The sequence below is a fragment of the Micromonospora sp. NPDC051196 genome (genome assembly GCF_040682415.1).
Taxonomy (GTDB): domain Bacteria; phylum Actinomycetota; class Actinomycetes; order Mycobacteriales; family Micromonosporaceae; genus Micromonospora.
Genome location: NZ_JBFBAY010000009.1, coordinates 213,715 through 228,543 on the forward strand (window position 1 = coordinate 213,715; position 14,829 = coordinate 228,543).

Genomic DNA, 14,829 nt, shown 5'->3' on the forward strand with positions numbered 1-14,829 from the left:
CCGGCGAGATCGCCGGGGCCCGCAGGGTCAGCTCACGGCCGCGCGGCCCACAGCAGGGCCCGGCCCAGCTGCGGTTGCAGCCCCTTCGGGTGCAGCCGGAACGTCGGGTTGGTGCCGAAGAGCACCACCCCGTTGCCACCGGCACTCACCGTGCGCACGATGCTGGCCTGGTTCGCGGCGGCGGCCTGCCCGTTCGCCCCGGTGGCCGCCCACCAGCCGGCCAGCAGCGGGTCCGCCGCGTACGACTGCTCCACGCTCACCCCGGGCCCGAGGTTGGTGAACCAGACCGGCTGACTGATGAACGCGTACCTGCTGGCGTCGGTGGTGACCGGACCACCCCGGTTCACCACGTTCGCCACCCCGCTGGCCAGCGACGGCCCGGCGGTGGCGGTGACGTTCAGCAGCGACGTCGCGTTGCCGAAGCTCGCCCCGGCGGTGCCGAGGCCGACCACGCCGCCACCCCGGGCCAGGAAGGCGTCCAACGCCGCCCGGTTGGCTGCGGTCAGGTTCGCCACGTTGAGGTTGCCCGCGACCAGCAGCACGTCGACCTCGTCGGTCAGCGTGTCGGCCAGCGTCGCCGCGGTGACCGCCCGGGTCGCGAAGCCGAGTGCGGCCAGGGTGTCGCGTGCCTCGACGCCGCCCAGGTAGCCGACGACGATCTCGCCCAGCGGGGTGCCCTGCCAGCGGGCCGGGGCCCGTTCGAAGGTGACGCCGTGCGTGCGGACCGCCTCCTGGAGCAGCTTGCGGCTGCCCGGGGTGGCCTGCACCACCACCGACCCGTCGGCGAGTCGGTGGACCCGCAGGCCCTTGCGGATCAGCGAGTTGACCACCAGCAGGTCGGCGGCGTCCTGGAGGTCGAGCCGTACGTCGGTGTTGGCGGGCGGCAGGGTGCCGGTGGCCACCCCGTCGTACACCCGGGTCAGCTGCACCTTCGGCAGCTTCTTGTCCCACAGCGTGTCGACGGTGGCGCCCCAGGTCAGCCCCTGGCTCCAGGCCGCCGGGCCGGCGTACAGGTCGTCCACCCGGTCGGTCAGGTCGATGCCCGGCTCCAGCAGCGAGTTGACCAGGCCACGCTTGGGCTGGTGCAGGTCGATGACGTAGGAGCCGGCAGGGTAGCTCGTGCCGTCGGCCCGGAACGACTGCTTGGCCCGCCACACCCGGCCACCGCTGCCGATGAGCAGGTCGACCAGGCGCGCGGCGGCCGGCTCGGACCGCTGCCCGGCACCGGTCGGGATCACGTACGCCCGGGGGAAGACCGTCTGGTAGTTGTCCTCCGGGCCCCAACCCGGCACGTAGCCGTCGGGGATGTCCCGCAGCGGCTCACCGGCCCAGCCGCGCCGGTAGACCTCCGCCTGGTCGAAGATCAGCTGGTTCCGGTGCTCCTGGATGTAGCGCAGCGACGACTTGATCGCCACCTCGTGCACGTCGGTGTTGATGCCCGAACGCCGGAGCCGCTCCTGCGGGGTCAGGTTGGTCCCGCGCGGGTTGAGCGGCGCCTCGATGGTGTACGGGATGCTGCTCTGCAACAACGCGAACGACGGCACGTAGATCGGCGGGAAGTCGTCCCAGACCCCCGGCGCGTCGTCCCGGAACGGGATGCGGGCCCGCTGCGTCTCGGCGTAGCCGAGCGCCCGCAGGTCCTCCTCGATGCCGAGGGCGTTCGGCAGGGCGTGCTTGATGAACAGGTCGTACTCGTTGTTGACGTTGTGCGGCGGGGTGCTCGGGTGCAGCAGCGTCGGGTTGACGTAGCCGTGCAGGTCGAGCGTGATGATCGGCTTGGTGTCGATGATCAGCTCGCGGATCAGGTTCGTCTCCGGCTGGGAGACGATGGTCAGATCCCGGTTGAGGTCGTACCCGTTGCCGTTGGGTCGGGTGCCGGCGATCCGGCCGTCCGGGTTGGCGGTCACGTTGAAGATCAGCCGGTTGCGTTCCAGCAACCGGACCACCTCGGGGTCGCGGCTGGTGGCGTACTCCTCGATGACCCGCAGCGCCGCGTCGGTGCCCTCCCACTCGTTGCCGTGGATGTTGGCGTTGACGAACAACGGCGTCTTGTACCCGGCCAGCAGCTTGCGGTCGGTGCGCGCCCGGACCGGGTCCTCCTCGATGAGGCGCTTCCACTCCTCCTGCTGGCGGGCCTGCTGGCGGGACTCCGGGGCGGTGACGACGACCGCGTACAGGTCGTGGCCGCTGCTGGAGGTGCCGGCCACCCGGGCGGAGACCCGGTTGCTGGCGGCCTGCAACGCGTTCAGCTTCGGCGCGATCTCGTGGTAGGGGATGACGCCGATCGGGATGGAGGCGTCGGCAGGGTTGGTCGGCCAGACCGGAAGCACGTTCTGCCGGGGGTAACCGGTGATCTGGTGAATGCTCGGTGAGGACGGTGGCACGGCCGGCAACGCCGAGGCGTTGGCCGGCGCGGCCCAGGCTGTCGTGCCGAGCAGGGCGAGGGAGAGCCCGGCGGTGGCCAGGCGTACGGACATTTTGTGCACGATGGACAGCTCTCCTGTCGGATGGAGCGAATGCCGTACACGGGCGTGCGGATAGGGCCGGAGACCTACGGCAGGGAGTCGCCCGCTGCGGGCGGGAAGGGGATGACCCGGCGTCAGCGGCAGGGTCGACAGGCAGCGCTGGCGACGCGCAGGAGGTCGATGTGACCCCGCTTCGTCAGGTAGGCGCTTCGCACGACAATGATCTTTATGGAGACACGTCGGAGTGTCAAGGGTTCATGAGCCGACGGTTACCGTGCACGGCCGTGGCGCACGTGCCGGACGACGATCACCGGTGGACGGTGATCAACTGCTCGCGCATCCGTCATCGGCGCATCCGTCGTCGGCGCAACCACCGGTCGAGCCGAGTTGGCCGGCGATGACCGGGGTGCAGGAGCAGGCCCGGCCCCGAGCCGCGTCCCAGCCTTCTCGTACGGCGACTGCGGCGATCACGAGGGCGGCGATCGGGTCGGCCCACCACCAGCCGAACAGTGAGTTGACAGCCAAACCGACGAGCAGCACCGCGGACAGATACGTGCAGAGCAGGGTCTGCTTGGAGTCGGCGACCGCCGACACCGAGCCCAGTTCGCGTCCGGCCCGACGCTGGGTGAGGGAGAGGATCGGCATGATCGCCAGCGACAGCGCCGCCAGGGCCAGGCCGACCGTGGAGTGCTCCGGCTGGGTGCCGGCGAACAGCGCCCGCAGCGACTCGACGCTGACGTACGCGGCGAGGCCGAAGAACGAGACGGCGATGACCCGCAGGGCGGTCCGTTCCCGGCGCCCGGGGTCGGCGGCGGTGAACTGCCAGGCGACGGCGGCGGCGGAGGCCACCTCCACGATCGAGTCGAGGCCGAAGCCGATCAGGGCCGTGGACGAGGCGATGGTGCCGGCGACGATCGCGACGATCGCCTCGACGACGTTGTAGGTGATGGTCGCGGCGACGAGCCAACGGATCCGGCGGATCAGCACAGCCCGGCGTGCGGCCTGCGGCCCGTCCACGACGATCGGGACGATCGGCAGTGGGCTGGCCATCAGCAGCAACTGTCCGTGCCGGCCTGCGGGCAGGTCGTCGGATCCACGGCGAGTACGAGGTCGAGCAGATCGCCGAGAGCGTGGGCGAGCCGTGGATCGGCCAGTTCGTAGCGGGAGCGACGGCCTTCCGGTACGGCCACGACCAGACCGCAGCCGCGCAGGCAGGCCAGGTGGTTGGAGAGGTTCTGCCGGCTGGTGCCGAGCAGGTCGGCCAACTCGGCCGGGTAGCCGGGGCTCTCCCGCAGGGCGAGCAGCAGTCGGGCCCGGACCGGGTCGGACAGGGCATGCCCGAAACGGGACAGGACGCCTCCGTGGGTCATGGTGCTCACCCGGCAGATAGTACAGCGCCCACTGAACTGTCAGGGGGTGGACCGTTGATCCGACGCCGGATCTTCGAGGGCGGATTTCAAAGCGGCGAGCTTGTCCACGGCCGCGCTGGCGTACGCGCCGATCCACCGGTCGTGGATGCGCTTGATCGGCAGCGGATCCAGGTGGTTCCACCGTTCGCGTCCCTTGCGTTGGACGATGACCAACCCGGCGGCCTCCAGCACCCGCAGGTGTTGCAGCACCGTGGTCCGGTCCAGGGGGGCCAGCCGTTCGCACAGGTCGCCGGTGGTGCGGGCCTGGTCCTTGAGCAGGTCCAGGAGGCGCCGACGGGTCGGTGAGGCGAGCGCCTTGAACACCTCGTCCAGATCCTGGTCCGGGTTGTCGGGCTCGGCGCGACCGTCTGACATGTTATAAAAATACAACATGTCAGCGTGAGGAGATCAGCATGGACCTGCGGTTCAAGATCGCCGGCCGGATCAGCCGTCCGGTGCATGAGGTGTTCGAGGCCATCGTCGACCCGGAGCAGCTCTCCCACTACTTCACCACCGGCGGAGCGAAGGGCCGCCTCACCACCGGTGCCACCGTGAGCTGGGACTTCGCCGATTTCCCCGGCGCGTTTCCGGTCGAGGTGGTCGAGGTGCAGCAGGACCGACGGATCGTGCTGCGCTGGGCGGCCGACGACGGGGAGGAATCGACCGGGGCCTACCAGACGACCGTCACCATGGAGTTCGAGCCGCTGGGCGAGGATCGCACCCTGGTCACCATCGCCGAGGAAGGCTGGCGACCCACCCCGCAGGGGCAGCGTGCCTCGTACGGCAACTGTGCGGGGTGGACGAACATGCTCTGCTGCCTCAAGGCGTGGCTGGAGCACGGCATCGAGTTGCGTACCGGCTTCTACGCCTGATCCGTCCTACTTGTGGACCGGGGAGCGCTCCGGTGCGGAACGCTCCCCGGCTCTGCGTCAGGGGTTACCCGACGAACTTGAAGTAGGTGCGGTACTGGAATCCGTTGTCGAGGGTGAGGACGAATTCCCGGCAGGTGCCGGCCCAGGCGGGGTCGGTCTTCCACACGTAGTTGTACCGGCCGTTGGCGTTGGCGGACATCTTCGAGCTGCCGGGGTTGACCGCCTTGACCGGGGTCGGTCGGGGCGTGACGGGCCCGTCAGGGTTCACGGTCTGCAGGGTGTCGCAGTCCACCAGACGGGAGTAGGGGGAGTTGCTGGCCAGGATGTCCAGCCCCCGGTTGCCGGCTAGCTGGAACTGCATCGGCGCGGCCGATCCGGCGGTGAGGGTGTTCATCCCCGTACGGTTGATGAAGTCACCACGGCAGGACGGGTGGGTGTCGAAGGCTTCGCTGTTGTCGTCACGGTTGGTGGTGCCCTGCACGGCGCTGTAGCCCAGCCCTCGGCGGGCGAAGGAGGCCCAGAGGGTGCAGGAGTTCTCGCCGCCGGTGAGGGCGGCGTCGGCGGCGATGATGGCGTTGCGGCCGGTGACGAAGCCCGGGCCACAGCCCTGCATCTTCAATCCGTCCATCACCAGTTGCAGAGCGAGGTTGTTACCCCCGGTGTTCCACGGGTCGTAGACGTTGGGGTTGAACCCGTGCCGGTCGATCAGGTCCCAGGTCATGTCCCAGAGCACGGCGGCCCAGCCGTGACCGATGCCGTGCGGCGCGGCCAGCGAGGTGCCGTTGAGCCAGCCACCGGTCTTGATGCTGTCGTAGGTGAACGGCTGGATGTCCATGTTCCGCGAGTACGGGCGCGGCCGGAAGCCGTCACCGGTGCGGCTGTCCTGGAACAACGCGTACTGCCCGTAACCGCGCGGGCCTTCGGGATTGTCGATCGACGGGTTGATCAGCGAGACGATCGCGAGGAAGTCGCTCCAGCCCTCACCCATCTGCTCGTTACCGGTCAGGCAGTTGACCGTCGGGCCGCCGGTGAGTCGCAGCGAGACCCCGTGACCGTACTCGTGGAAGATCGTTTCGGCGCGGAACGAGGCGTCCCGCATTGCCGGCCGGTCCAGGTTGCGGTGCACCCGTCCGGAGGACGGCAGGGCGGCCTTGATGCTGTTGCCGTCGGCCTGGCTCACCATCACCGCGGGGATGCCGACCGCCGGGTTCATCGACCCGTTCATCACCACCGGAGCGCTGGCCACGTTGTTGACGACCACCACGGCGGCCGCGCCGGCCTGCTGCGCGTTGCTGACCTGGGTGTAGTAGTTGCAGCTGCTGCTGCGGTCGATCACGGCGATCGCGCCGGCCGGCAGGCTGTACGCGGTGCAACCGTCGCCGGCCGCCCCGACACCGTCGTCGACCAGCACCAGGTCGCCGGCGAAGCCGGCGCGGGTGGGCGCGGGCGTGAACCGGGCGTACTCCGCCTGGTAGGTCGCGGCGGTGGCACCCGAACCGACCGTCACGGCGTTGGGCAGGCCGAACTGGTTGCCCGGCCAGAGGAACATCTGCATCCGGGGCCGGCCGCCGTCTGACGCCGGGGTGGAGAAATTGGCGTTGTTCTGGCCGGAGCCGTCGTGCGCCTCGCACATCACGTCGTCGCCACCGACGCCGCCACGGCCGTAGTTGTTCACCTGGAAGTTGCCGGACGGCTCGTCGAAGCCGTAGCCGTAGGTGAGGTCGTGCACGATGTTGCACCAGTAGAACTGGTTGACCACCGCAGCGTCGCGGTAGGTCTGCGGGTGCTCGTCGAGGTCGGCGGGGAAGTCGAAGTTCAGACCCGGTCCGCCGTCGGGGGAGCTGCCCGGATCGACCTGGTTGTTGGCGTCCCGGTCGGTGTAGGCGTGGGCGTTGTTGCCTCGCGTGATGGTGTACTCGGGACCCGGGACCCCGTCGGTGTCGTGCCAGCCGTACGGCGAGGCGGTCCCCTCGGCCGGGTTGGTCACCAGGTTGCGCGGTCCCTCGTTGGCGTCGTTCTTCGGGAACTCGAAGACCCGGTAGCTGGACCCGTCGACGGCGGGGTTCCGCGGAAGGACGGTCGGGATCTCGATGCCCGGGGTGGCGACGGTGGCCGCCTGCTGCTCCGGTCGGCCCAGCGTGGCAGCCAGGTCCTTCGGGCTGTCGTGGGTGGTCCAGTCGTCGCTGTCGAGCAGTTCGCCGGTCTCGGCGTCGACCGTGACGTTCCACAGGTGCGGGTCCGACGAGTCGTCGATGACTAGCTGCCAGGCCAGCCGTAGCCCGTCCTCGGTCGGCTGCCAACCCAGCTTCGCCGGGATCGGCTGGTCGGAGATGCCGCTACCGGAGACCACGGTGCGCTGGGCCGCACCACCGGCCCGGCTCATCACCCGTGGACTCTTCGGTTCGGCCAGGTCGAGGGCGTCGGCGGCGGCCTCCACCGCCTCGACCGCGTCCAGCGACGCATCGCCTGCGGCGTTCTCCCGCAGGTCGGCCACCAGGCTGTCACCGACGAAGACGACACTGCCGTCCTTGGCCAGGTTCACGGTGGCCGTCGCGCCGAACACCTCCAGGTTCTGGTACCGCTGGGCCAGGTTCACATGCGTGACGCCGTTGTGCCGGCTGGTGTACTTCGACGCCACCGCGAGGTCGCTGAGATCGGCCGCGCCGACACCGTGCTGGACCGGGTTGGCCCGCAGGTAGTTCACGGCGACGGCCTCCGGGGCGCCCTCGTTCGGGCCGGTGAGGAAGATCGGGTTCGAGTTACCCGCGTCCTCCTCCGGCGCCGCGGAGGCGGGCGCGGAAACCGATGTCAGGGACACGACGAGGGTCGTGGACAACACCAACGCGGCGTTGCGTCGACCACGAGATCTCCGGGGGGATGAGGACACCAAAGGCTCCTTCGCTGTACGGGATACCGGCGGCTTGTCACCGCGATCCACCGCGGCCGTGGTCAGCCACGGTGTCAGGGGCGCAACGCACCGGAGGGAGCGTTCCGTCGTGCGGGACGCTCCCTCCGGCTCTACTTCGGATCAGCTGCTAGGGATTCAGCCGATGAACTTGAAGTAGGTGCGGTACTGGAATCCGTTGTCGAGGGTGAGGACGAACTCTCGACAGGTGCCGGCCCAGGCGGGGTCGGTCTTCCAGACGTAGTTGTACCGACCGTTGGCGTTGACCGACATCTTCGACTTTCCGGGGTTGACCGCCTTGACGGGGGTCGGTCGCGGGGTGATCGAGTCGTCGGGGTGGACGGTCTGGAGGGTGTCGCAGTCCACCAGACGCGAGTACGGGGAGTTGCTGGCCAGGATGTCCAGGCCCCGGTTGCTGGCGAGCTGGAACTGCATCGGGGCAGCGTCGCCGGCGTCGAGGGTGGTCATCCCCGTACGGTTGAGGAAGTCACCGCGGCAGGACGGGTGGGTGTCGAACGCCTCGGTGTTGTCGTTGCGGTTGGTGGTGCCCTGCACGGCGCTGTAGCCGAGGCCCCGGCGGGCGAAGGACGCCCACAGGGTGCAGGAGTTCTCGCCGCCGGTGAGGGCGGCGTCCGCGGCGATGATGCCGTCGCGGCCGGCGACGAGGCCGGGGCCGCAACCCTGCATCTTGAGTCCGTCCATGACCAGCTGCAGCGACAGGTTGTTACCGCCGGTGTTCCACGAGTCGTACACGTTGGGGTTGAACCCGTACCGGTCGATCAGGTCCCAGGTCATGTCCCAGAGCACGGCGGCCCAGCCGTGACCGATGCCGTGCGGCGCGGCCAGCGAGGTGCCGTTGAGCCAGCCACCGGTCTTGATGCTGTCGTAGGTGAACGGCTGGATGTCCATGTTCCGCGAGTACGGGCGCGGCCGGATGCCGGCACCGCTGCGGTCCTCCTGGAAGAGGGCGTACGGACCCATGCCGCGCACCCCGTCGGCGGTGTCGACGCTCGGGTCGAGCAGCATGGTGACCGCGAAGTAGTCGCTCCAGCCCTCACCCATCTGCTCGTTGCCGCTGAGGCAGTTGATGTTCGGGCCACCGGTCAGCCGGTTGGAGATGCCGTGACCGTACTCGTGGATGATGATGCCGGCGTCGAAGTCACCGTCCCGGATGCCCGGGTGGCTCGGGTGCTTGCGCACCGAACCGGTGACGTCACCGGCGGCGATGGCGGCCTTGATGGCGTTGCCGTCGGCCTGGGTGACCGCGACCGCCGGGATGGCGACCGGCGTGCCGGTCATGGCGCCGGTCAGCACCGGAGCGGTCCCGGCGGCGTTGTGCGCCACCACGACGGCCTTGGCGCCGAGGGACTGGGCGACCTGGGTACGCAGCAGGTAGGTGCAGGCCGCGGTGCCGCCGTCGACGACCGCGATCCAGTTGCCGCCCGGCAGGGTCGCCGGGTAGGTCGCCGTGGTGCAGCCGGTGCCGCCGTAGACGTAGCGGTGCCCCGGCAGGCCGGCCACCGAGGGGGCCGGGCTGAACCGCGACCAGCCCGCGTCGAACGAGCCCACGCCGTCCACGACGACCTGGTTCTGGGCACCGAACTGGTTGCCCGGCCACAGGTACATCTGCATCCGCGGGGCGGCGCCGTCGGCGGCCGGGGTGGAGAAGTTGGCGTTGTTCGTGCCGTTGCCGTCGGCGGCCTCGGCCCGGACGTAGTCGCCGCCCACGCCGCCACGGCCGTAGTTGTTCATCTGGAAGTTGCCCGACGCCTCGTCGAACCCGTAACGGTGGGTGACGTCGTGGATGATGTTGTTCCAGTAGAACAGGTTTGCCGTCGCCGCGTCCCGGTAGCTCTGCGCGTGCTCGTTCAGGTCGACCGGGTTGTCGAAGGTGAGGCTCGGCCCGCCGTCCGGGCTGCTGCCGAAGTCGGGGGCGTTGTTGCTGTCGGTGTCCTGGTACGCGTGGACGTTGTTGCCCTGGGTGGTGGTGAACTCCGCGCCCGGCGCCCCGTCGGTGTCGTGCCAGCCGTACGGCGAGGCGACCTGGTCGGCCGGGTTGGTCACCACGGTGCGGGGTCCGTCGTTCGGGCTCTCGGCCGGTCCGGCGTACACCCGGTAGGACGAGCCGTCCTGCACCGGCTCATGGGTGTGGAACCCGGCGCTGTTCAGCGTCGTGGCCCGCCCCGGAGCCAGGGCGTCCAGGTTGTCGGCGACCTCGTGGGCCTCGTGCTGGGTCGTCCAGTCGTCGACGTCGAGCAGCTCGCCGCTCTCCGCGTCGATGGTGGCGTTCCACAGGTGCGAGTCCGAGGAGTCGTCGATGACGAGTTGCCAGGCCAGGCGCAGCCCGTCCTCGGTCGGCTGCCAACCCAGCTTCGCCGGGATCGGCTCGTCGGAGATGCCGCTCTCCGAGACCACGGTCTTCTGCGCCGCGCCACCGGCCCGGCTGAGGACCTTGGGGCTCTTCGGCGCGGCCAGGTCCAGCGCGTCGGCGGCGGCCTCGACCGCGTCGACGGCGTTGAGGTCCGCCGTGCCGGAGGTGCCCTTCGCCAGGTCCGCGACCAGAGTGTCGCCGACCAGGATGACGCTGCCGTCCTTGGCGATGTTCACCGTGGCGGCGGCGCCGAACACCTCCAGGTTCTGGTGGCGCTGCGCCAGGTTGACGTGGGTGACACCGTTGTGCCGGCTGGTGTAGCTGGACAGGATGCTCAGGTCGCTGAGATCGGCGGCGTTCACCCCGTGCGCGGCGGCGTTGCCGCGCAGGTAGCGAATCGCGATGTCCTCGGCGGCACCCGCGTTCGGGCCGGTCAGGAAGAGCGGGTTCGACCGGGCCGGGGCCTCCTCGGGCGCGGCCGAGGCGGGATTGGCGGCGAGTGTGGTCAGTGACGCGACAAGGGTGGTGGTGAGGACCACCCCTGCGGCACGTCGGCCACGAGATCGATGGGGCTGTAGGGGCACCTTTGCTCCTTTTGGGGGTTGAAAGGACAGCGCGGGCTCCGATCCACCACCGCCGCAGCGGCCCGTCGCGGCTGTCCGCGACACTCGCACGACGGTCACGCTTCGTGACCGAACCCGTGCGAAGTGAATCGCGTTGACGCTACGGCGCAGCTCACGGCCGGTCATCCGACTGATGACCAAATATTTCGATGATTCACTTCTACAGATGTCGGTTTCTCGTGGCCGTGGCATGATGAGGCGTGCCCGAGCGGCCGGATCCTTCCATCGCATTCACGACCACCTGCGTGGTTTCGTCCATTGTGGACGAGGTGTATCGCCATCTCAGTGACCCACACAGCTACATCGGACTGTCGCCGTTGGTGGTTGCGGTGAGCGACGTGCGGATCAGCCGGGACGCCGAGGGACGTACGGTGATCGACTACGTTGCCGTCGAGCGGTTCCGGTTCCTCCGACTGCTGCACTGGGACAACCGGATCCGGGTACGCATGGTCGCCACCCGGCCGGGCGCCCAACTGGTCAGCGATGTGGTCAGCCCAGGGCGGGTGCGACTGCGCGCGGTGGTCGACCTGACCGCCGAGGCGGCCGGCACGCGGGTGCGCGAGCAGATCACCGCCACCGCCCCGGCGCTACTGCGGCGTTTCGTGGCCGGTCAGGCGCGTCAGGTCGCGGCGTACCGGGCGGCCGAGCTGACCCGCCGGATGGCCGGTCAGGCCGGCGCCGCCTGATGCAGGAGTCGGAGTTGACCGATCTCGGCGACGTTCTTCATCAACTCGGCGTTGACCCAGGCGAGCAGGTGCGCGACGGTGTGCTCCGGGTCGTGCGGCCACGGGAACGGCGCGATCTGGTCGAGGTCGGTGTCGGTGAGTCGGTCCAGCACGTCGAGCCACTCCGCCCGCAGTTCGCCGAGCCAGGCGATGGTGGGCGTACCGTCGCCGGGCCAGTGGACCGCGGTGCGCTCGCGTGGCGGTCGGCCCTGTAGGTGGTCGAGGCTGACGCCCCACCACCAGCCGATGTGCCAGGTGAGCCAGGCGATGGTGGGCACGGGTATCGGATCGGGCTCGGTGTCGGCCCAATCCGGCACCCAGTGGCCCGCCGCGTCCCGGCGGACCGTCCAGCAGTGCGCGACCGGCTCCCAGCGGAACTGGCCCGGCGTCACCTGTTGCAGGTGGTAGTCGAACAACGACCAGGTCAGGTCGAACTGCCAGCGCAGCAGGTCGCGACGGGAGGAAGACATCGCCGGATCATCACATCCGGCGGCGCGCTGGTCGAGCGGTTATCGGTGTACGTGCGTGTCATCCGGCGGTCGGCGACCAGGGCCAGGGCACGTCCCGGTGGGCCGCCTCGACCAACAGCGCCTCGATGCCGCGCAGGAACGGCTCGACCCGCTGCGCCGGGAAGTACCGGGTGTCGGCCGTGACGACCAACTCGTCCGCGTCGTCCGCGTCGAGTACCTGTAGCCGGCACCGCCACGGGAACTGCTCAAGCTCGGCCAGCCAGCGGAAGTGCCCGTCCGGCACCAGCGCCCGCAGGGTGGCCTCGTCCGGACCCGACGGCGGTGGGTCGACCTCGCGGAGCAGCCGGGCGTCGTTGAGGTAGCAGTAGGGCGCCAGGAAGGTCCGGTGATCGTGGCCCAGGTCGGTGAAGGTGCGCTCCCACACCGCCGGGCCGTAGTAGGCGTGCCGGTAGGCGTCCAGTGCCGCCCGCCCGGCCCGGGACAGCAACTCGGTGAAGCCGGGCCGGCCGGACAGGTCGAGCCGGCACAGCCCGATCTGGTTGAGCGTGCCGATCGCCTGAGCATGCCCGGGCTGGTAGCGGTTGTTGGCCATCACGACGATCCCGCACGCGCGCTGCCCGCCGTCGCCGGTCAGTCCGGCGACGGTGGCCGCCAGTATCGCGTTGGCGGTGCTGGTCCGGTTCCGGGCCGCGATCAGCCGCAGCGCGTGGTGAACCGCCGGGGACACCAGCGAACCACGTCGGTATCGGGGCTCCGGCGCCGGCCCGACCGCCTCGGCCAGGCTCGGCGGGAGACCGGCGAACTGCCGCACCCAGTACGCCACCGCCCGCTGCGAGCGCCGCTGCTCGACATCGTGCTCCCGGCCGGCCAGCGCCAGCGACTGGAGGCCCGGTGCGGTGAGCCTTGATCCGGCCAGCAACGCCCGCAGGTCGCGCAGCACGAGGTCGCTGGCGTGGAAATCGGCGATGGCGTGGCTGAAGACCAGCACGACCTGCCGTACCCGGCCGTCGACGGTGACCAGCGCGGTCCGCAGTGGCCACTCGGCGACGTGGTCGAAGCGGGGCGCACGCAACCGGTCGGTCAACGCGGCGGCAGCCTTGCGGCCGTCGGGATCGGCCTCAGGCTGGACCACGGGGTGCACGAGCACGGGCAGCCCGCCCGCCGCAGCCGCTTCCTGGTGCAGTTCGTCGTCGCGGCGGCGGAACCGGGTACGCAGCGACTCGTGCCGGCTGACCAGCGCACCGATCGCCGCAAGCGCTCGCGCGACGGTCACCTCTGCCCGTGCGGACAGGGGCAGCCGACGGGCCACGCTCAACGCCCGGTACCCGGCGGGGGAGTCGAACTCGTCCAGGCTGCGCCACATCGCCCGTTGCCCCCAGGTCAGGGGTGCGCTGGCGGCGTGCCCACCGTCGAACGGCGCCGTGACGATCTCCTCGCCGTCGATCACGACCGACCGGGCGACACCTGACCCACCATCGGCCGCCGCAGCGACGGCGGGGGACGGACCGGGGGACGGCGACCAGGGCCACGGCACGTCGGCGTGGGCCGCGGTGACCAGTAGCTCCTCCATCTCCCGCAGGTACGTCTCCACGGCGTCCATCGCGATGTGCCGGGTGTCGGCGCTCAGCGTGATGCCCACCCCGCCCGGTTCGTCCACGACGTGGGTCAGCAGGTGCCAGGCCGTCTGCTCCAGCCCGGCGGTCCAGGAGAACGTGCTGTCGGCCATGGCCGCCCGAAGGTCAGCGGCGGTGGCCTCGGGTGCCACCTCGCCGCCGCCGACCGACAGCCGTACGTCGTTGTAGTAGTAGTTCGGAGCGAACATCGAGTCGAACTCGATGCCCTGCGCCGCGAAGGACCCGCGCAGTGTGGATGACTGGTAGTACGCGTGCCGCAGAGCGTTGAGCGAGGCGGTCCAGACGCGGGCGAGCAGTTCGGCGAAGTCGGGCCGGCCGGCCAGGTCCACCACGCAGAAGCCGACCTGACCCAGGTTCGCCACGGCGTTGGCGTACTCGGTGCGGAACCGGTTGTGCGCCATCGGGAACAGGCCGCAGGACGTACGGCCGCTGTGCCGGGCGGCGACCGCGTAATAGCCGGCCAGCAGCACCGCGGACGCGCTGACCCGGTGCCGGGCGGCGATCATCCGGGAGGCGGTGTCGATGGCCGACGAGACCAGCACGCCCCGGCGCACCACGGGGACGAGCCCCGGGCCGGTCACCTCCCACGGCTCCTGCGGCAGACGCTGGTACTCCCGCAGCCAGTACGCCGCCGCCCGCTCGGAGCGCCGTCGGTCCGCACCGTGCTGCAACCGGGCCACGTCGATCGACTGCGGGCCGGGTGGCGTGGACAGGCGGCCGCGTAGCAACAACAGTCGAAGATCCCGCAACACCACCTCGGCGGCGTGGGCGTCCACCGTGGTGTGGCTGAATACGAGCACGACCTGCCGTACCCGGTCGTCGACCGTCACCAGTGCCACGCGCAGCGGCCACTCGGCGGCGTGGTCGAACGCGACGTCGCCGAGTCGACCGGCGGCCGCTCGGGCGGCCTCGGCGCCGTCGCCCATCCCGGCGCAGACCAGCACCGGCAGCACGCCGGTCGCCACCGCCTCCTGGTGTGGTTCGCCGTCGACCAGCGGAAGCCGGGTGCGTAGCGCGGCGTGCCGGCTGACCAGCGCACTCACCGCCCGGGTCGCGGTGGCCACATCCGTCGCGGCCCGCGCCGAGATCGCGATGGTACGCCTCAGGTTGAGGAACAGGTGGTTCGAGCCGAACCGGCTGATCGAGCGCCAGAGCACCTGCTGGGCCCAGGTCAGTGGCGCCGTTGCGGCTCCGGTGCCGCTGAACTCGGCGTGCGCCAGCGGCTCGGAAGCCCACTCGGCCGGGATGACGACATCGGCGAATCGCATCCCCGACGGTAGAACGGGCCGTCTGGCTGCCGGATCGATCGATCGAGTGTTACACAGTGGACCATTCAGCCGATCCGTCCTGTTGGA

11 protein-coding genes are annotated in these 14,829 nt (G+C 70.2%); 2 read left to right on the forward strand and 9 right to left on the reverse strand.

Annotated elements, in window-relative coordinates; translation table 11 throughout:
* Window positions 1-32: 32 nt before the first annotated feature.
* From AB0M35_RS19075 to AB0M35_RS19095, 5 genes are all read right to left on the reverse strand, one after another.
* Window positions 33-2,477 (reverse strand): M14 family zinc carboxypeptidase, encoded by a 2,445-nt coding sequence (locus tag AB0M35_RS19075; protein WP_363746873.1) that lies wholly within the window; start codon window positions 2,475-2,477, stop codon window positions 33-35.
* 122 nt (window positions 2,478-2,599) lie between these two features.
* Window positions 2,600-2,680 carry a putative leader peptide gene (locus AB0M35_RS19080; RefSeq protein WP_350697899.1) on the reverse strand — a complete coding sequence of 27 codons (81 nt, stop codon included), beginning with the start codon at window positions 2,678-2,680 and terminating at the stop codon, window positions 2,600-2,602.
* 109 nt (window positions 2,681-2,789) lie between these two features.
* Window positions 2,790-3,515 carry a cation transporter gene (locus AB0M35_RS19085; RefSeq protein ID WP_363746874.1) on the reverse strand — a complete coding sequence of 242 codons (726 nt, stop codon included), beginning with the start codon at window positions 3,513-3,515 and terminating at the stop codon, window positions 2,790-2,792.
* Window positions 3,515-3,835, reverse strand: a complete 321-nt coding sequence (locus AB0M35_RS19090; protein ID WP_363746941.1) for a metalloregulator ArsR/SmtB family transcription factor — start codon at window positions 3,833-3,835, stop codon at window positions 3,515-3,517. The genes AB0M35_RS19085 and AB0M35_RS19090 overlap by 1 nt, the downstream gene beginning before the upstream one ends.
* Before the next feature lie 39 nt (window positions 3,836-3,874).
* Window positions 3,875-4,249 carry a metalloregulator ArsR/SmtB family transcription factor gene (locus AB0M35_RS19095; protein WP_363746875.1) on the reverse strand — a complete coding sequence of 125 codons (375 nt, stop codon included), beginning with the start codon at window positions 4,247-4,249 and terminating at the stop codon, window positions 3,875-3,877.
* Window positions 4,250-4,287: 38 nt separating this feature from the next.
* Here AB0M35_RS19095 and AB0M35_RS19100 point away from each other — a divergent pair, with 38 nt between their 5' ends.
* Complete coding sequence (locus AB0M35_RS19100; RefSeq protein ID WP_363746876.1) at window positions 4,288-4,746, forward strand: SRPBCC family protein; 459 nt, start codon at window positions 4,288-4,290, stop codon at window positions 4,744-4,746.
* 64 nt (window positions 4,747-4,810) lie between these two features.
* Here AB0M35_RS19100 and AB0M35_RS19105 read toward each other — a convergent pair whose 3' ends face one another.
* Together AB0M35_RS19105 and AB0M35_RS19110 are read right to left on the reverse strand one after the other, a co-directional pair.
* The gene (locus AB0M35_RS19105) at window positions 4,811-7,633 is read right to left on the reverse strand and encodes a M36 family metallopeptidase (protein WP_363746877.1); all 2,823 of its coding nucleotides are present in this window, start codon (window positions 7,631-7,633) and stop codon (window positions 4,811-4,813) included.
* A gap of 156 nt (window positions 7,634-7,789) precedes the next feature.
* A complete protein-coding gene (locus AB0M35_RS19110) occupies window positions 7,790-10,606 on the reverse strand; it encodes a M36 family metallopeptidase (protein WP_363746878.1) in 2,817 nt (938 codons plus the stop codon).
* A gap of 284 nt (window positions 10,607-10,890) precedes the next feature.
* Here AB0M35_RS19110 and AB0M35_RS19115 point away from each other — a divergent pair, with 284 nt between their 5' ends.
* On the forward strand, window positions 10,891-11,331 hold the full coding sequence (locus AB0M35_RS19115) for an SRPBCC family protein (RefSeq protein WP_363746879.1): 441 nt from the start codon (window positions 10,891-10,893) through the stop codon (window positions 11,329-11,331).
* Here AB0M35_RS19115 and AB0M35_RS19120 read toward each other — a convergent pair.
* Together AB0M35_RS19120 and AB0M35_RS19125 are read right to left on the reverse strand one after the other, a co-directional pair.
* On the reverse strand, window positions 11,313-11,840 hold the full coding sequence (locus tag AB0M35_RS19120) for a DinB family protein (protein WP_363746880.1): 528 nt from the start codon (window positions 11,838-11,840) through the stop codon (window positions 11,313-11,315). The genes AB0M35_RS19115 and AB0M35_RS19120 overlap by 19 nt on opposite strands.
* Window positions 11,841-11,898: 58 nt before the next feature.
* Window positions 11,899-14,742: a condensation domain-containing protein gene (locus AB0M35_RS19125; RefSeq protein WP_363746881.1), complete on the reverse strand. Its 2,844-nt coding sequence runs from the start codon at window positions 14,740-14,742 to the stop codon at window positions 11,899-11,901.
* Window positions 14,743-14,829 lie beyond the last annotated feature (87 nt).